This window comes from Pseudomonas sp. Larv2_ips, assembly GCF_963879675.1.
In the GTDB taxonomy this organism is placed as follows: Bacteria; Pseudomonadota; Gammaproteobacteria; order Pseudomonadales; family Pseudomonadaceae; genus Aquipseudomonas.
In genome coordinates this window covers 91,422-109,475 of the sequence record NZ_CAWOAW010000023.1, presented here as the reverse complement: position 1 = coordinate 109,475, position 18,054 = coordinate 91,422, and the positions used below count along the sequence as shown (strand labels likewise).

The following is an 18,054-nucleotide window of genomic DNA, read 5'->3' as shown; positions in this document are numbered from 1 at the left end:
AATAGAAGAAAGAGTCACAAAGTTCACTAAGCCACTGAAAATATTCATGACGTCCTGAAGTAACAGGCGCAGTTAAACATGCCAGAAGAGGGCTGTCGGTTTGCTGAACATACAGGTGGGTATATGTAAAAAAGTGTCTAGAGTTTTTTCAGGACGGCGGGCCACCCGGGGCTGTTCATGATGCCCAGGGTCTCGAATTTGCCGTTGGCCTTGACCCGAACAAACAGGGCGCTGCCGTACTCGGGAAAGGCCGCGTGGGGGAAACCCAGGGTCTTTTCGAAGTCGGCAATACAGCCGCTGTGGGTAACAAATACGAGGTTGCGCCCGGGCTGCTTGTGGCTGAGCAGTTCTTCGCCAATGGCCGCGCCGCAGATCGCCTGCTGCCCGGAGGTCAGCTCGGCATTGCCGAACATGAAGTGTGAGGTCTGGGCCGTGCGCAATGCGGGACTGGCAAGCACGTCGCTACCTTCCATGCCGAGTTTGAGGAAGGCCTTGCCCAGTTCTTGCGCGCGTTGGGTGCCGACGACTGTCAGGCCCTCGGCGCCGCCGAAACAGGGGTTTGTCGAGCGGTCGCAGCGCTCTTCATGGCGCACCAGTACGATCAGGTCACCGTCGCGCCAGCTGGGCAGCACTTGCGAGTTCAGCAAGCGATTGCCCACGCTCAGGTCACGCGGTGATGAGGGCCACAGCAGGAAGCCGGCGAGCAGCAGCGCGATGACTGCAAGGCCCGCCCACCACTTTCGCAACCACTTGATATAGCCGCGGCGCGAACGCGGTTTGGTCAGGGTAAGGTCAACCACATCATTCACCATGGGCACTGTACTGCACTGTTTTTATTGAAGTAGGCGCAACGCTTCGACGGATGCCCGAAGTTAAGCAAGAGGCTGTCATAGGGCTGCTGTCTTTTCGCTGAACATCCAGCGGTTAAAAGTGGCCACGGCCGGCAACTAACTAGTTGCCGGCCGTGGGCGTGTGGTGGGCAATTTAGAGGGGCGAGGGTAGGCGGGCGGTGAAATCAATGTGAAAAAATTGCGTGGGCGCGACAATCAGCCGTTATTCTCGTTTGCAGTCTTTCAAGTGAGCGCTTTTATGTTGCAGGTGCACGGTGTCCTTAAAAGCTACGCCACCCCGCAGGGCCCGCTGACGGTGCTGGCGGGCGTCGATTTGCACCTGGGCGAACGCAGCAGCCTTGCGCTGATGGGCGAGTCGGGCAGCGGCAAAAGTACGCTGTTGCATCTGGTGGCCGGGCTCGACCGCGTGGACGGCGGCAGCATCCAGGTCGGCGCACAGCGCCTGGACCAACTGACCGAGGCGCAGCTGGCTCACTGGCGGCGCACCGAAATCGGCCTGGTGTTCCAGCAATTCAACCTGATCGGCAGTTTGCGCGTCGAGGATAACCTGGCGTTCCAGGCGCGGCTGGCAGGGCGCTTCGATCCGCAGTGGCAGGCACAATTGGTGGAGCGCCTGGGGCTGGGTGACTTGCTCAAGCGCTACCCCGAGCAACTGTCCGGCGGCCAGCAGCAACGGGTGGCGGTGGGGCGCGCCCTGGCCTCGCGCCCCGGCTTGCTGCTGGCCGATGAGCCGACCGGCAATCTGGACGAAGCCACCAGCGATGAAGTGTTGCAATTGCTCTTGGACCTGCTGCGTGACAGCGCGACCAGCCTGTTGATGGTCACCCACAGCCCGCGCATCGCAGCGCGCCTGGACCGGCAAGTGGTCTTGCATCGCGGCCGTGTCGTGCCCGCGGACGCGCGTTGAGATGAGCGTTTTTTATTGGACGTTGCGCGCGCTGCTCAGTCATTGGCGGCGTCACCCGGTGCAGTTTTTCAGCGTGTTGACCGGCCTGTGGCTGGCCACCGCGCTGTTGACCGGCGTGCAGGCGCTGAACAGCCAGGCGCGGGACAGTTATGCACGCGCCAGTCAATTGATCGGCGGTGAGCCGCAAGCCAGCCTCAGCGCGCCGGACGCTGCCAGCTTCCCCCAGGCGCTGTTTGCCGAGCTGCGCCGTGCCGGGTGGCCGGTATCGCCGGTGGTGCAGGGGCGCTTGCAGCTCAAGGGGCATGAGGACCTGCGCCTGCAATTGATGGGCATTGACCCGCTGTCGTTGCCCGGCGGCGGGGCAGTGGCGGGGCAGCGGTTGAGCCAGGCGCAGATGATCGCGTTTTTCAACCCGCCGGGGCGTACCTGGATCGCACCGCACACCTTGTCGGCCCTGGGGTTGCATGAAGGCGAGCAACCGCTGACCGCGAGCGGGCAAGCCTTGCCACCGTTGCAGGTTCAGCAGGACATGGCTCCGGGCCTGTTGCTGACCGATATCGGCTTTGCCCAACCGCTGCTGGGCATGCCGGGGCAACTGTCGCGCCTGCTGCTGGACAAGGCCTTTGCCGCCGGTCATCCCACGCCACCGGCTGCGCTGCAACTCAAGCAGGGTGAAGACAACAACCTCGCGCGCCTCACCGAAAGCTTTCACTTGAACCTCGACGCCTTGGGCTTTTTATCCTTTGTGGTGGGGCTGTTTATTGTCCACGCCGCGATCGGCCTGGCGCTGGAACAACGGCGCGGATTATTGCGTACCTTGCGCGCCTGCGGGGTCAGCGCGCGCATGCTGATCCTCAGCCTGGGCGTCGAGCTCGGCGTGTTGTCGTTGCTCGGCGGTGTGCTCGGTGTCGCCAGCGGTTATCTGTTGGCGAGCCTGTTGCTGCCGGATGTCGCCGCAAGTTTACGTGGGCTGTACGGCGCGGAGGTGCCGGGCCAGTTGAGCCTCAGCCCGTGGTGGTGGATGGCCGGGTTGGGCCTGAGTCTCGTGGGCGCGCTGCTGGCCGGCGGCAGCAGCCTGTGGCGAGCGGCGCGCTTGCCGCTGCTGGCACTGGCCAATGCCCAGGCCTGGCATGACGCGCACGCGCGCTGGTTGCGACGCCAGGGTTGGGTGGCGGCTACCGCGCTGGTCATCGCGCTGCTGGCGCTTGGGTTGGGCGACAGCCTGGCGGCCGGTTTTGTGTTGATGGCCGCCTTGCTGCTGGGCGCGGCACTCGGTTTGCCGGTGGTGCTCAACGGCCTGCTGACGGCAGTGCTCGGGCGTAGCCGCTCCGTGCTCGGCCAGTGGTTTCTTGCCGACTGCCGCCAGCAGTTGCCCGCCTTGAGCCTGGCGTTGATGGCTTTGCTGCTGGCCCTGGCGGCGAATATCGGCGCGGGCTCCATGACCTCGGGCTTTCGCCAGACCTTCAATAACTGGTTGGAGCAACGCCTCACGGCGGAACTGTACCTCAACCCTCAAAACCCGGCACAGGCCGAGCAACTCGCGACGTGGTTGGCGCAGCAACCCTTGGTGCAGGCGGTGCTACCGACCTGGCAGGTTGCCGTGCAACTGCAGGGCTGGCCGGCGGATGTGTTCGGCGTGGTCGACGACCCGACCTACCGCCAGCACTGGCCGTTGCTGGAGGCGGCAAGCACACCTTGGGACCAGTTGCTGCAAGGCGACACCGTCATGCTCAGCGAACAATTGGCGAGGCGCTTGAAGGTGCAGTTGGGTGATGCCATCGCGATCCCCACGCCTGAGGGTCTCTGGTCGCCCAAGGTGGTGGGAATTTACGCCGACTACGGCAACCCCAAAGGCCATCTGCTGGTCAATTCGCACCACCTGCTGGCGCATTGGCCAACGCTGACACCCGCCCGCTTCAACCTGCGGGTGCAGCCGCAAGATGTGCCACCGCTGGTGCGCGAGGTGCAGCGCACGTTCGCCCTGGATGACAGCCGCATTGTCGATCAGCAGCAACTTAAAGGCTGGTCGAGCCAGGTGTTTGAGCGCACTTTCGCCGCCACCGCCGCCTTGAACAGCCTCACCCTCGGCGTGGCCGGCGTGGCGCTGTTTATCAGTCTGCTGACCCAGAGCCAGAGTCGACTGGGCCAACTCGCGCCCCTGTGGGCGCTGGGCGTGACGCGTCGGCAATTGATGTTGCTCAACCTGGGCCAGACCTGGCTGTTGGCGGTGTTGACCCTGGTGCTGGCGTTGCCGCTGGGCCTGCTGCTGGCGTGGTGCCTGGACGCGGTGATCAACGTTCAGGCATTCGGCTGGCGCCTGCCATTGCAGGTGTTCCCGTGGCAGCTTGCTCAGTTGTTGGGGTTGGCGCTGCTGGCCACCTTGTTGGCCTCGGCCTGGCCGTTGTGGCAGTTGTACCGCAGTCGCCCGACGGATTTGCTGAGGACGTTTGCCAATGAAGATTAAAGCCTGGTTGTGGGCCGCCTTGCTGTTGCTGGCCGCGTGCGACAAAGCCCCCGCGCCGCCGGAAAGCTTCGCCGGCCTGGGCAGCGATGCGGCGGACTTTGCTCAGGTGGTGCCCGGCAAGGTCTTCAGTTTTCCCGAGGACCACGGCCCCCATGACGGTTTTCGCATTGAATGGTGGTACGTCACCGCCAACCTCAAGGACGCCCAGGGCAATGTGTTTGGCGTGCAGTGGACGCTGTTTCGCAACGCGTTGAAGGCGGGGCCGGCGCAACCCGGCTGGCACGACTCCACGATCTGGCTCGGCCACGCCGCCGTCACCTCCGCCACTCACCATTACGCTGCCGAACGCTACGCGCGTGGCGGGATCGGCCAGGCCGGCGCCCAGGCGGTGCCGTTCAACGCCTGGATCGACGACTGGAATTTCGCTACCCGCCCCGGCGCCGCAAGCCCTCTGGCGCAGATGCAACTCAAGGCCGGCGGCGCGCGATTTGCCTACGACCTGCAACTGACCTCCAGCCGCCCGCTGGTGCTGCAAGGTGACAACGGTTACAGCCGCAAATCCGATCAGGGCCAGGCGTCTTACTACTACAGTCAGCCGTTTTTCACCGCCACCGGCACTGTCAGCATCGACGGCACCCCCTATCAGGTCAGCGGCCCGGCGTGGCTCGACCGTGAATGGAGCAGCCAACCGCTGGCGGCCAGTCAGACCGGCTGGGACTGGTTTTCCCTGCACCTGGATCGCGGCGAGCAGTTGATGCTGTTTCGCGTTCGACAAACAGACGGCGCGGGCTATCTCACCGGCACCTGGATTGATCAACAGGGCCGCACCGAGACGCTGCACAACGCCGATATCCAGCTCACGCCACTGACCACTACCGCGATCGACGGGCGCCAAATTCCGACGCGCTGGTCACTGAAAATTCCCGGCAAGCACCTGGATATCACCCCCCAGGCCGTCAATCCGAAGGCCTGGATGAACCTGAGCATTCCGTACTGGGAAGGGCCGGTGCAGTTTGAGGGTGGGGTGGGGTACCTGGAAATGACCGGGTATTAACGCGCCTCTGTGCAGGCGCTTTTTCTCTGCCCGGTAGGCAACTTCCCAATGTGAGTGCGCGCACCTGGACGTGTGTCCGGGCCGTATCGGCGTGCCTATAGGCTGAAGGCGTGGGTGGTTTCCAATTGAGACGGGCGCGTGAAAAAATCGGCAAAAATACTGTACATGCATACAGTCTTGTTCTACATTCCATCCCAGGTGACCGGATGTCACCGATCACCTGAGCTTCAATTTTTTAACTATGGATGGATAAAAAATGAAACCGACAAAAGCCCTTATGCTGGGCGCGGCCATGATGGCCTCCTGCTTTATTTCGGCCTCTGCCCTGGCCGAGCCAACCCTTCCGATACTCACCCCCGGTACGGTCAACCAAGGCGTGATCGATGCGCTGAAACCGGGTGGCACGCTGACGCCCGTGCCGATCCCGGACGATCTGCTGCAAAAGCTGCTGGATGCTAAAAACGGCAAGGTAAAACCCGCTGGCAAGGCGGCCAGATCCGCACCGTTCAACACTGCCATCGGCGAGCTGAAAAAGCCGAGCCAGTCCAACCTGAAAAGTGCTGCCGTCGCCGCCTTTGAGCCGCTGTTTCCGACCCTGGATATCAACACCCTCTACACCATCGACCAGGTGCAATCCGGCCAGGAGTTTCCCTACCACTTCAACCTGCCGCACAACGCCCGTGTATTGGTGCAGTTGATCAACCAGAGCGCCGGCGCCGATATGTCGCTGAGCCTGTTCCGCGATGACGGCCAGGGCAACCCGCAATTGATCGATACGTCCGATAACCCAGGCAACGCCGATGAATACCTGGGCGGCATCCTGCCGGCGGGTGATTACTACTGGTTCATGGTGGCCAAGACCGCAACCAACGCGCAGTTCAGTTTTGGTGTGGCGGTGGACACCAACATCGACGCTTTTGAGCCCAACGACACACCGGAAAGTGCCTTTGCGCTGCCGGACTCGATGAACAAGGTGACTGCCAACCTCGACAACGCCAATGACGTTGACTACTTCGACTTCAAGGCGGTGCGCGGCCAAAGCGTGAGCATGTACCTGGCGGGTGATGAAAATGGCAGCCGCAACCAGTGGCTCTTCGAGCGTTTCGATGGTGCCAACTGGGTCACCGTGCCGGCCGGCTCCACGTCGACCTACCCGAGCGTCACGCCGGGCACCACCGTCAAGGTGCGCGTACGTGCCAACCCGGGCGTGGCACAAGACCCGACCAAGCAGTACGCCTTGAGCCTTGGCTCGACGCCACGGTTGAACACGTCGGATGTGAAGGGCGACAACATCGTGCGGGTACCGGCTTCGATATTCTGGATGGCGACCCAGGCCGGGCGCACGTTGAACTGGACCACCAACTGGTCCGACTCCACGGGCGCACCTCTGTTGGGGGTTACGCCTGTGCTGCGCGTTGACAAGCGCTTTGTGGGCGCCGAGTACCACTGGACCGACTTCAAGGCCAGCACCAACAGCGCCGGCACCTCCCAGGCCAGCGCCGCGCTCGGCGAATGCTTCGGCGATTACCGCGTGCAATACCCGGACAGCAGCACCGGCGTGAAATACAACTGGGAGACCACCTTCAACTTCGGCGGCTGGCGTATCGAGCTGGACGAGTTCCCCGGCGTGGGGGTGGGCGGTGACAATGTGGCGTACGTGACCTTTGGGCATATCTGCACCCAGGACATCATTCACTGATCTGTTGACGCAAGCATGAAGGGGCAGTCCATCCGGACTGCCTTTTTTATTCGCGGGCCAGGGCCTGCTTCAGTGGCAGGCGCGCCATGCTCGTGCTCTTCAACGAGCCCAGGTACAACCAGTCGCCGTATTCACGCGCGGTGGTGATGGGCGAATAATTGCCCGTGCTGCCATCCTGCAAGTTGGCGATGACCTTGCCGTCGGTATCCAGCCCCAGCACAAAGGCTTTGCGCTCGATGGGCCTGGGCACCACCATCAGCGCCCGTACCATCACCTTGCGCAGCAACGGATAGCCGGCGAAGCCATCCAGCAACGGGTTGCGCGGCGAATACAGCGCGACCCAGAAGCGATCGCTGCCGTTGAAGCTGAGGTTGTCCGGCAGGCCCGGCAGATTGTCGATAAACAGGTCGTGGCTACCCACGTGCTCACCCTTGAGCCAGTAGCGGCTGATGCGGTAGGCGCCGGTTTCGTTCACCAGCACATAGTTCTCATCCGGCCCCAGCGCCACGCCGTTGGCAAACTGCAGCTGGTCAAGCAACACTTCGGTGAGGCCGGTGGCAAAGTCATAGCGCAACAGCCGACCATCGCCGCCATGTTCGATCACGGCTTCACCATCCTGGCCATAGCCCCAGCGACTTGACGCGTCACTGAAATAGGCAAAGCGCCCACTGGCGTCAACCGTCACGTCATTGGTAAAGCCAAACGGCAAGCCATTCGCGCTGCTGGTCAGCGGTGTGAGTTGGCGATTGGCATTCAGCGCGAGCAAGCCCTTGACCCCATCGGCAATGATCAAACGCCCATCCGGGTGCAACGCCAGGCCGAGCGGACGCCCGCCGGTATTGGCCAGCACTTCCAGGGTGTGGCTGTCGGGCGATGTTCGGATGATGCGTCCGTCCTGCAGGCCACTGATCAAAAAACCTTGCGCATCCAGCAACAAGGCCTCGGGCCCGGCGATGTCCGATGCGCCGATTCGTTGCACCGCCTTGAGCCGCTGATTCTCGGCGTAGGTGCCGTCCTTCATCGAGGGCGCCTTGGGCGGGGCCCAGTTCACCGGTTGTACGTGGGTAGGCATCAGCAGCAGAAAGGCGATCAGCGCAAGCGATACAACGAACAGCCCATGACGAAAATTATGACGGCGGTGGCTCATGACTGTTCCTGGTTGTCGTAGGCGTTGGGTTCCCACTGCAGAGTGCCAAACAGGTAATCCATCAGCGGCAGGACGATATTGAAATTGCGCCCTTGCATCAGTTCGCGGCGGTGGTGCAGGGCGTGCAATTGGTGCATCTGGCGGATCCACGGCAGGCGTGCCACGCGGTGGTTGGCAGGCAGGTGTTCGCAGGCGTGGAACACCTCGTACAGCAAGTAACCGAGAATCATGCAGGCGGCAAACAGCCCGGCGATGTTGGGGCTCAGGTGGTTGAGCAACCACCAGGCGGGCAGGGTGATTGCCAGGCTGTGCAGCACGATCAGCCACGCCGGAAACAGGATCACGCGCCAGTCCCGAGGGCTGTCGTAGGTCATGTGGCCGGGCGTGAAGAAACTGTGATGGTCGCCGGTGTGACGCGCATAAAACAGCCGGGCGAGGGTGTGCTTGTGATGACCGAGGTGGCGGTGCACGAGGTAGATGCACAGGTTGAAGAACACCAGGGTCAGGGGCACGGTCAGCCACTGGAGCGCGGTGATGTGGTCGGTGGAGGCCCCGGCGAGGAGGATGCAGAAAATGCCATAACCGAGGACGAAACCGGCGTGCAGCCATGGGTGGTAATGGCGGCTTATGGCCGCGCGATAACGGGTGCGGAAGGTCTCGGTAGGGTGGGCCATGGCGGTCAGCTCGGTATTTTTTTGTTGGAGGCTGAGCTTAGTTGGTGGTGGAGAATGTGCGAGTTTTTGCGCCGTACACCGATCAAAATGTGGGAGCGGGCTTGCTCGCGAAAGCGGTGAGTCAGTCGCGGTATGCAGTGACGGACACACCCTCTTCGCGAGCAAGCCCGCTCCCGCATTTGCACCGAGACCGACCAATGGCCTCTTGCACAGCCCTGATTTACTTGCTAGCTTCTCGCAAAATGTTAACGATAACATTTGCTCTAACAATAAAAACAAAACAGAGAATCACGCCATGAAAATGCTCCCCAAAACCCTGTGTTTACTGGCTGTCAGCATTACCCTCGGCAGCGCGGCTCCAGCCTTTGCCGACGCCGCCAAACCGATCCGCATCGGCGCCTCCTTCCAGGAAATCAACAACCCCTATTTCGTCACCATGAAAAACGCCCTTGAAGACGCCGGCGCGACCATCGGTGCAAAACTGATCATCACCGACGCCCGTCACGACGTGTCCAAGCAAGTCAGCGACGTCGAAGACATGCTGCAAAAGGGCATCGACATTCTGTTGATCAACCCCACCGACTCGGTCGGCGTGCAATCGGCGGTCAAGTCCGCCCATGCCGCCGGGGTTGTGGTGGTTGCAGTAGACGCGCAAGCCGACGGCCCACTGGATTCCTTCGTCGGCTCGAAAAACTTCGACGCCGGTTTCCAGGCGTGTGAATACCTGGCCAAGAACATTGGCGACAAAGGCAACATCGCGATCCTCGACGGCATCGCCGTGGTGCCGATCCTCGAGCGTGTGCGCGGCTGCAAAGAGGCGGTGGCCAAGCACCCGGACATCAAGATCGTCAGCATTCAGAACGGCAAGCAGGAACGTGACCAGGCGCTGACCGTCACCGAAAACATGCTGCAGGCCCAGCCCACGCTCAAGGGCATTTTCAGCGTCAACGACAATGGCTCTCTCGGCGCCTTGTCGGCCATCGAAGCCAGTGGCCTGGACGTAAAACTGGTCAGCGTCGACGGCGCGCCGGAAGCGATCAAGGCGATCCAGAAGCCCGGCAGCAAGTTCATCGCCACCTCGGCGCAGTACCCACGCGATCAGATCCGCCTGGCCCTTGGCATCGCGCTGGCCAAGAAGTGGGGTTCGCAAGTGCCTGCCACCCTTCCGGTGGACATCACCTTGATCGATCAGGCCAAGGCCAAGGACTTCAGCTGGTAAATCGCCCGGGCCCCACGTCACACGTGGGGCTTGAGGTCTCCTTCTGAATACGAGGTCGGCGGTATGAGCAGTCTTCTGAAGCTGGAAAATATCTGTAAGCGTTACCCGGGCGTGCAGGCCCTCAAGGGCATCAACCTGCAAGTGGAACGCGGCGAGATTCATGCCTTGCTCGGGGAAAACGGCGCGGGCAAGTCAACCCTGATGAAGATCCTCGGCGGTGTCGAGCATCAGGACGAAGGGCAGATTCTGATCGACGGCCAGGCGCAGCAGTTCGCGACCTACCGCGATGCGATCGCTGCCGGCATTGGCATCGTGTTCCAGGAATTCAGCCTGATTCCCTACCTTACGGCGGTGGAAAATATCTTTCTCGGCCACGAGTTGAGCAACCGCTTCGGCCTGCTGCGCAAGCGCGAGATGGTCGAGGCGTCGCACGCATTGTTCAAGCGCCTGGGCGTGAACATCGATTTGCAGTGCGCGGTCAAGCACCTGAGCGTGGCCGAGCAGCAGTTTGTCGAAATTGCCAAGGCCCTGGCCCTGGACGCGCGTTTGCTGGTGCTCGATGAGCCGACCGCCACGTTGACGCCCAGCGAGGCCGAGCTGCTGTTTCAGATCATGCGCGAACTCAAACGCCAGGGCGTGGCGGTGATTTTTATCTCCCATCACCTGGAGGAAATCTTCCAGGTGTGCGATCGCATCAGCGTATTGCGCGACGGCGGCAATGTCGGCGTGACCGATGTGGCCGACAGTGACATTGATCGGCTCGTCGAGATGATGGTCGGCCGCCGCCTGGAATGCAGTTTTCCGCCTAAGCCGACCGATGCACGCGGCCCGCTGTTACTGGAGGTCAAGGACATTCAGCTGGTGCGCAACGGCCCGCATAACCACTTCCAGTTGTACAAGGGCGAGATCCTCGGGTTTGCCGGGCTGGTGGGTTCAGGCCGTACCGAACTGGCGCTGGGCATGATGGGCGCGCTGCCGTCGGTGAGCAAAGAGGTGTGGTTGCGCGGCGAGAAAGTCACCCTCGATGACCCGGCGCAAGCCCTGGCCCACGGCATCGGCCTGCTGCCCGAAAGCCGCAAGAGCGAAGGATTGATCACGGACTTCAGCATTCGCGAAAACATCTCCCTGAATAACCTGCCCAAGTACCAGAACGCCTCCGGGCTGATCGACAAGGCCAGGGAATGCGCCAGTGTTGAAGACCTGATGCGCCAGCTGTCGATCAAAGCGCCCAGCGGCGAAAGCCGAGTGTTCAACCTCAGCGGCGGCAACCAGCAAAAGGTCGTGATCGCGCGCTGGATCAATCACCACTGCGACGTGCTGGTGTTCGACGAACCCACGCGCGGCATCGACGTCGGCGCCAAGGCGCAGATCTACGCACTGATGCGCAGCCTCACCGAGCAGGGCTACGCAATCATCATGATTTCTTCCGAACTGCCCGAAGTCATCGGCATGTGCGACCGCGTCGCCGTGTTTCACAAGGGCGCCATCGTCAAGGTACTCGAAGCGTCCGCCGTCAACCCACAAGAGGTCATGCGCCATGCAACAGGGGGCTCAAGTGAATATGTCCATTAACACCGGCGACACCGGCCGGCTGCGCCTGAACCTGGCGCGGCTGGTGCGTTCGCCGGCGTTTTATCCGTTCGTGGGGCTGGTGGTGGTGACCCTGGTGATGATCCTCGCCAGCGACACGTTCCTGACCGCCAGCAACCTGTCGAACATCGCCCGCCAAGTGTCGATCAACGCGATCATCGCCGTGGGCATGACCTGCGTGATTCTCACCGGCGGGATCGACCTGTCGGTGGGGCCGGTGATGGCACTGTCCGGTACGTTGACCGCCGGCTTGATGGTCGCGGGCTTGCCGCCAGGCCTGGCGATAGGCGCCGGGATGCTGATCGGCGTGGCCTTTGGCATCGGCAACGGGCTGTTCGTCGCCTACCTGCACATGCCGCCGATCATCGTCACCCTGGCAACCATGGGCATCGCCCGTGGGCTGGGCCTGATGTACACCGACGGCTACCCGATTTCCGGGTTGCCGGAATGGTTCGGCTTCTTTGGGCGCCAGAGCTTGTTCGGCATCGAAGTGCCGATCCTGATCATGCTGATGACTTACGCAGCCGCCTACGTGTTGCTGCAACACACGCGCATCGGCCGCTACATCTACGCCATCGGCGGCAATGAAGAAGCGGTGCGTTTGTCTGGCGTACGGGCGGCGCGCTTCAAGTTGCTGGTGTACGGCATCAGCGGCCTGACCGCCGCGATTGCCGGGCTGGTGCTGACGTCACGCTTGATGAGCGGCCAGCCGAATGCGGGCGTGTCGTTTGAGCTCGATGCGATTGCCGCAGTGGTACTCGGTGGCGCGTCGATTGCCGGCGGGCGCGGGGTCATCGTCGGCACCTTGCTCGGCGCCATGCTCCTGGGCGTGTTGAACAACGGCCTGAACATGCTCGGCGTTTCGCCCTACGTCCAGAGCGTGATCAAAGGCGCAATCATTTTGCTGGCGATCTTTATCAGCCGTCAGCGGCACAAATAAATTCCCACCAGACAGGACCGAACACCATGGACAAGCACACCCACATGCAAGCCGTCGTCTGCCACGGCCCGAAGGACTATCGCCTGGAGCGCATCGGCAAACCCAAGGCGCGCGCCCATGAACTGGTGATCCGCATTGCCGCCTGCGGCATCTGCGCCAGTGACTGCAAATGTCACTCCGGCGCGGCGATGTTCTGGGGCGGCGACAACCCGTGGGTCAAGGCGCCGGTGGTGCCGGGCCACGAGTTTTTCGGCTATGTGGAGGAAGTGGGCGAGGGCGCCGAGGAGCATTTTGAAGTCGCCGTCGGCGACAAAGTGATTGCCGAGCAGATAGTGCCGTGCGCCAAGTGCCGCTTCTGCAAGTCGGGCAAGTACTGGATGTGCGAAGTGCACAATATCTTCGGCTTTCAGCGTGAAGTGGCCGAAGGCGGCATGGCCCAGTACATGCGCATCCCCAAGACCGCCATCGTGCACAAGATTCCAGAGTCGGTGTCGCTGGAAGACTCGGCGCTGGTGGAACCGATGGCCTGCTCGATCCATACCGTCAACCGTGGTGAAATCCAGCTCGATGACGTGGTGGTGATTGCCGGTGCCGGCACGCTTGGGTTGTGCATGGTCCAGGTCGCCGCGTTGAAGACGCCGAAAAAACTGGTGGTGATCGACATGGTCGACGCGCGCCTGGAGCTGGCCAGGCAATTGGGCGCGGACGTGGTGATCAACCCATCGCGCGACAACGCTCGCGAGATCATCAACGGCCTCACCGACAACTATGGCTGCGACGTGTACATCGAAACCACCGGCGTACCGGCCGGCGTGACCCAGGGACTGGACTTGATTCGCAAGCTCGGGCGCTTTGTCGAATTCAGCGTGTTTGGCGCCGAGACCAGCGTCGACTGGTCGATCATTGGCGACCGCAAGGAACTGGACGTACGCGGCGCGCACCTGGGCCCGTATTGCTACCCGATTGCCATCGACCTGTTCGAGCGCGGCCTGGTCACCTCCAAAGGCATCGTCACCCATGATTTCCCGCTGGATAACTTTGCCGAAGCGTTCGAGCTGGCCAACTCGACCAAGTCGATCAAGGTGCTGTTGAAGCCGGTGGCCTGAATAATGGAATACGTAATAGGTGTCGACATAGGAACCCAGAGCACCAAGGCGCTGCTGGTGGATGGTCAAGGCACGATCATCGCCCAGCACAGCCAGGGGTATCGCGTGGATACCCCGAAAGTGCGCTGGGCCGAGCAATGGCCGCAGGTGTGGCTGGATGCCGTGGAAGCCTGCGTGGCGCAGTGCATGGCCAAGGCCGGCGTGGCGCCAGCGCAGGTCAAGGCGCTGTGCATCAGCAGCCTGTACGGCGGCTCGGGGATTGCCGTGGATGCGCAGATCACACCGCTGCACCCGTGCCTGATCTGGATGGACCGCCGCGCCGGTGAGCAGGTGGCGTGGGTGCGTGAACAGGTGGATTTGGAGCGTCTGTTCGCGGTCACCGGCAACTCGGTGGACAGCTACTACGGCTTCACCAAAATGCTCTGGCTCAAGCAGCACCAGCCGCAGGTGTGGGCGCAGACGCGTTACCTGCTGCCGCCCAACAGTTACATCAACTGGTGCCTGACCGGCGAGTTGGCGGTGGACCACAGCAGCGCCGACAACATTGGCGGCGTCTACGATGTGGCGCAGCGCGGCTGGTCTGAAGAGATGCTCGCGGCACTGGGCATTCCCTTGGCGATGATGCCCGAGCGGCTGGTGTATTCCGGTGAAGTCGTGGGCGGTTTGCTGGGCGCGTGGGCTGCACGCCTGGGGTTGCACGCGGGTACGCCGATCCTCGCCGGAGGTGTGGACGCCGCCATGGCGACGTTGGCCGCCGGTGTCACGCAACCGGGCAACCACGTGGCGATGATCGGTACCAGCATGTGCTGGGGCTACTTGAACCAGCAAGTGGACGCGCGCCACGGGTTGGTGAGCATGCCGCATGTCTACAACGGCCATCGAGACCTGTACATCTTTGGCGGCGCGATCACCGCCGGGGCGTCGGTCAGTTGGTTTCGCGAACAGTTCTGTCAGGCCGAAGAGCTGCAGGCCAAGACCACCGGGCAGGACAGCCTGGCGCTGCTGGAGCAGAGCGCGATGAAGGTTCCGGCAGGCAGCGAAGGCTTGCTGTTCCTGCCGTATTTGATGGGCGAGCGCAGCCCGGTGTGGGACGACCGCGCCAGCGGCAGTTTTGTCGGGCTGAACCTGTACCACAGCCGCATCCACCTGTACCGCGCGGTGCTGGAAGGCGTGAGTTTCGCCCTGCGCCACAACATCGAAGCCGGCACGCAGGGCGCGCACTCACTGGACCCGCGCCTGATTGTGGTGGGTGGGGCGAGCCATTCGGATGTGTGGATGCAGATCATTGCGGATGTCACGCGGTACCCCGTCTACACCATTGTGCAGGAGGTGGAAGCGGCGCTGGGCGCAGCGTTGCTGGCGGCGCACACGGTGGGGTTGGTGAGTGATGGGGCGATGGAGAAGGGCTGGGTGCAGCTGGAGCTGCGGGCGCAGCCCAAGCGCGAAAATGTCGCGGTCTATGACCAGGCGTTTGGCGAGTACTTGAAGCTGTATCCAGCGCTCAAACCGATCATGCACGCCCTGCAAACCAACTGATACAACGCGGTCCAAAGGTGGGAGCAGGCTTGCCTGCGATTTTCGGTGCTTCAGTGACAAATAGGTTAACTGAGCCACCGCTATCGCAGACAAGCCAGCTCCCACAGGGGATATTCATTGCCTATGGAACAGTGACCATGAACGCAGCCTTCGATTTCACCCACCAGCGCATCCTCGTTACCGGTGCCACCAGCGGTATCGGCCACGAAATCGCCCTGCAACTGATCGCCAGCGGCGCCGAGGTCTTTGCGCTTGGGCGTGGCGCCGAGGCGCTGGCCACCCTGGGCTGCCACCGCGTATGCGTGGACATCGCCGACAGCGTCGCCCTCGACCAGGCCCTGCAAGACCTGCCGGCCATGCACGGTCTGGTCAATTGCGCGGGCATCTCCCGACTCGAGCCCGCCGTTGCGATCAGCGCCGATGCGTTCGATCAGGTGATGCAGGTCAACGCCCGTGGCGCCGCTCAGGTTGCCAGCCGTGTCGCGGCAAAAATGATCGAGGCGAAAGTCGCTGGCAGCATCGTCAACGTCTCCAGCCAAGCCTCGTTGGTCGCGCTGGACGATCACCTTGCCTACTGCGCTTCCAAAGCCGCGCTGGACGCGATCACCCGCGTGCAATGCGCCGAATGGGGCCGCTTCGGCATTCGCGTCAACAGCGTCAATCCCACGGTCACGCTCACGCCGATGGCGACCATGGCCTGGTCCGAGCCCGCCAAACGCGACCCGGCGCTGGCGGCGATTCCGCTCGGGCGTTTTGCTCAAACCGTAGAAGTGGCCTTGCCGGTGCTGTTCCTGCTGAGCAGCGCCGCCAGCATGATCAGCGGCGTGAGCCTGCCGATCGATGGCGGCTACACCAGCCGTTAGCCGTTTTCCAGTACGCCTGCGATCACCACTTTGTCGCGTGGCTTGTACGGGTCTTGCAGGCGGTCGAGCAGCAGGCGTACCGCGCTGCTGCCGGCCAGGGACGCGTCGTGGGCCACACAGGCGATGGGCACGCCGAAGATATCGGCGAAGGGCAGACGGTCGATGCCGCAGATGGTCAGGCTGTCGTGCGCGATGTTGTGCATGCGCAACGCACGCAATGCGCCGAGGGTGATCAACTGGTTGAAGCCCATGATCGCGTCCGGCGCCGTGTGTTCGGCCAGGTAATCGAGGGTGTGCAGGTACGACGGCATCAACGTGTAGTCGCCGGCCTGCACTTCAACTTCAATATGTGGATGGTCGGCAAGCACTTCGCGCAGGCCCTTGAGGCGTTCCACGGTGATACGTGAATGCGCAGGCCCGGTCAGCACCAGCAGGCGCTTGAGCTCGGGCGTCTGGCGCAGCAGGTAGTGCGCGGCCTGGATGCCGCTGTGGTAGTTGTCGAGCACTACACGGCTGAACGGGCTGTCGTGAAGCGTGCGGTCGAGCAGCACCACCGGGGTTTTGCCATTGCCCAGGCGCTCCAGGTAATCGGGCTGGTAGCTTGGCTCATCGGAGACCGGCGAGAGGATGATCCCCGCCACGCGGTAGCCCAGCAGGGTGTCGACGGCCTTGCTTTCCAGCTCTTCCAGTTCGTCGGTGTCCACCAGCATGATGGTGTAGCCGTGCTGTTTGGCCTCACGGGAAATTGCCTTGATCATTTCGCTGTAGAACGGGTTGTCTACCGAGGCGGTGATCACGCCGATGATCAGGCTTTCACTGCGCTTGAGCCCACGGGCGAAAACGTTCGGCACATAATCGAGCTCCCGCGCCACTTCAAGGATGCGCGCCAGGGTGGCGGGTTTGACCAGGTCGGGTTTGCTCAGCGCGCGGGACACGGTGATGGTGGTCATGCCGACCCGTTTGGCAATGTCGCTGATGGTGACGGACTTTTTCTTGTTCATCGGTCAGGCTGCAAAAGGAAACACCCGCAGGCTAGCATGCGCGCAGGTCCAGGGTGATTCAAATCAGCGGGTCCCAGCGTTGTGACCAGTCACTTTCGGCCTTGACCACGCCGCGCAGCAATTCCAGGGCCTGTTGCAACACGGCTGAATCGCGCGCGCGTGAATAGACCAGGTAGGTTGGAAAGCTGAACTCCGGTGCTTTCGGCACCCGCTGCATCACGCCGCTGTCCAGGTAGCTTTGCACCACACGCGTGCGGAAATACCCGGCGCCGCCATTTTCCAGGATGTACTGCAACGCCAGCGGGCCGAGGTTGAAACTCAGCGCGGCGCGGGCCTTGTCGGGCAGGGCGGTGTCATGTTGCTGGCGAAAGCCAGGGCCCCAGTCGATGTAGACGTAAGGGTCCGGCTTGCTCACCAGTTGCACCAGGATCAGTTTTTCTTCCAGCACCTGTTCTACCTGCAGGCCCGGCCAATACTGAGGCTGGAACACGAGGGCGGCATCGAGTACGCCCAGTTCCAGTTGGCGCAGCAGGTATTCGCCTTCACGCACTTCGGTGCGCAGGGCGTGCCCCGGGATGTGTTCGCGCAGGGCTTGCGCCCAGCCGAGCATCAGCGGGTTGCACAGGCTGACTTCGCCGCCGATGTGCAGCACATTGCGGTAACCGTCGGGCAACGGCAGGTCGCGTTTTGCGGCTTCCCAGGTTTGCAGCAGCTGGTTGGCGTATGTCACGAAGGCCTCGCCGTCGGCGGTCAGGCGGGCGCCGGCGCGGTTGCGGATGAACAGCGTGCTGCCGAGCTGGCTTTCGAGGTTTTTCACGCGTGCGGTGATGGCTGTCTGGGTGACATGCAGTTTCTCGGCGGCGGCGGCCAGGCTGCCGCAGCGGGTGATTTCGAGGAAGGTGCGTGCCAGTTCGATGTCCATGAAGCCCCCAGGGATGAATGGGGGGGATTGTAGTGGAATACGGTCTGGGCTGGGGTGGGCTTGATTAGGTAGATTGGGGGT

General features: G+C 62.4%; 15 protein-coding genes. 10 read left to right on the top strand and 5 right to left on the bottom strand.

The window, feature by feature from the left end; translation table 11 throughout:
• Nucleotides 1–137: 137 nt before the first annotated feature.
• Nucleotides 138–812 (bottom strand): histidine phosphatase family protein, encoded by a 675-nt coding sequence (locus tag AACV02_RS16525; RefSeq protein ID WP_169368669.1) that lies wholly within the window; start codon nt 810–812, stop codon nt 138–140.
• Between the two features lie 277 nt (nt 813–1,089).
• On the opposite strand from AACV02_RS16525, the gene AACV02_RS16520 reads away from it, so the two are divergent.
• From AACV02_RS16520 to AACV02_RS16505, 4 genes are all read left to right on the top strand, one after another.
• Entirely contained in the window at nt 1,090–1,758 is a 669-nt protein-coding gene (locus AACV02_RS16520) for an ABC transporter ATP-binding protein (protein WP_106578966.1), read from the top strand.
• Between the two features lies 1 nt (nt 1,759).
• Entirely contained in the window at nt 1,760–4,222 is a 2,463-nt protein-coding gene (locus AACV02_RS16515; RefSeq protein ID WP_119735758.1) for an FtsX-like permease family protein, read from the top strand.
• On the top strand, nt 4,212–5,276 hold the full coding sequence (locus AACV02_RS16510; protein ID WP_119735756.1) for a lipocalin-like domain-containing protein: 1,065 nt from the start codon (nt 4,212–4,214) through the stop codon (nt 5,274–5,276). Before AACV02_RS16515 ends, AACV02_RS16510 begins: the two co-directional genes overlap by 11 nt.
• A gap of 256 nt (nt 5,277–5,532) precedes the next feature.
• Nucleotides 5,533–6,975: a hypothetical protein gene (locus tag AACV02_RS16505; protein WP_119735754.1), complete on the top strand. Its 1,443-nt coding sequence runs from the start codon at nt 5,533–5,535 to the stop codon at nt 6,973–6,975.
• 46 nt (nt 6,976–7,021) lie between these two features.
• Here the strand turns inward: AACV02_RS16505 and AACV02_RS16500 are convergent, their stop codons facing one another.
• Nucleotides 7,022–8,122 (bottom strand): SMP-30/gluconolactonase/LRE family protein, encoded by a 1,101-nt coding sequence (locus AACV02_RS16500; protein WP_119735752.1) that lies wholly within the window; start codon nt 8,120–8,122, stop codon nt 7,022–7,024.
• Nucleotides 8,119–8,796: a sterol desaturase family protein gene (locus AACV02_RS16495; RefSeq protein WP_119735750.1), complete on the bottom strand. Its 678-nt coding sequence runs from the start codon at nt 8,794–8,796 to the stop codon at nt 8,119–8,121. Before AACV02_RS16495 ends, AACV02_RS16500 begins: the two co-directional genes overlap by 4 nt.
• Before the next feature lie 295 nt (nt 8,797–9,091).
• On the opposite strand from AACV02_RS16495, the gene AACV02_RS16490 reads away from it, so the two are divergent.
• The 6 genes from AACV02_RS16490 to AACV02_RS16465 all read left to right on the top strand — a co-directional run bounded on the left by AACV02_RS16490 (nt 9,092) and on the right by AACV02_RS16465 (nt 16,050).
• Nucleotides 9,092–10,015 (top strand): substrate-binding domain-containing protein, encoded by a 924-nt coding sequence (locus AACV02_RS16490; RefSeq protein WP_119735748.1) that lies wholly within the window; start codon nt 9,092–9,094, stop codon nt 10,013–10,015.
• A 63-nt stretch (nt 10,016–10,078) separates the two neighbouring features.
• A complete protein-coding gene (locus AACV02_RS16485) occupies nt 10,079–11,587 on the top strand; it encodes a sugar ABC transporter ATP-binding protein (protein ID WP_119735746.1) in 1,509 nt (502 codons plus the stop codon).
• Nucleotides 11,553–12,545 carry an ABC transporter permease gene (locus AACV02_RS16480; RefSeq protein ID WP_106578893.1) on the top strand — a complete coding sequence of 331 codons (993 nt, stop codon included), beginning with the start codon at nt 11,553–11,555 and terminating at the stop codon, nt 12,543–12,545. The genes AACV02_RS16485 and AACV02_RS16480 overlap by 35 nt, the downstream gene beginning before the upstream one ends.
• Nucleotides 12,546–12,571: 26 nt before the next feature.
• On the top strand, nt 12,572–13,651 hold the full coding sequence (locus AACV02_RS16475; protein ID WP_106578892.1) for an alcohol dehydrogenase catalytic domain-containing protein: 1,080 nt from the start codon (nt 12,572–12,574) through the stop codon (nt 13,649–13,651).
• A 3-nt stretch (nt 13,652–13,654) separates the two neighbouring features.
• Nucleotides 13,655–15,187, top strand: coding sequence for an FGGY-family carbohydrate kinase (locus AACV02_RS16470; protein WP_119735744.1), 1,533 nt, complete (start codon nt 13,655–13,657; stop codon nt 15,185–15,187).
• A 137-nt stretch (nt 15,188–15,324) separates the two neighbouring features.
• Entirely contained in the window at nt 15,325–16,050 is a 726-nt protein-coding gene (locus AACV02_RS16465; protein ID WP_119735742.1) for an SDR family oxidoreductase, read from the top strand.
• On the opposite strand, the gene AACV02_RS16460 is transcribed toward AACV02_RS16465, so the two are convergent.
• Together AACV02_RS16460 and AACV02_RS16455 are read right to left on the bottom strand one after the other, a co-directional pair.
• Nucleotides 16,047–17,051, bottom strand: coding sequence for a LacI family DNA-binding transcriptional regulator (locus tag AACV02_RS16460; RefSeq protein ID WP_119735740.1), 1,005 nt, complete (start codon nt 17,049–17,051; stop codon nt 16,047–16,049). The two genes, AACV02_RS16465 and AACV02_RS16460, sit on opposite strands and share 4 nt — an antisense overlap.
• Before the next feature lie 58 nt (nt 17,052–17,109).
• Nucleotides 17,110–17,973, bottom strand: coding sequence for a LysR family transcriptional regulator (locus AACV02_RS16455; protein WP_106578889.1), 864 nt, complete (start codon nt 17,971–17,973; stop codon nt 17,110–17,112).
• Between the last annotated feature and the right edge of the window lie 81 nt (nt 17,974–18,054).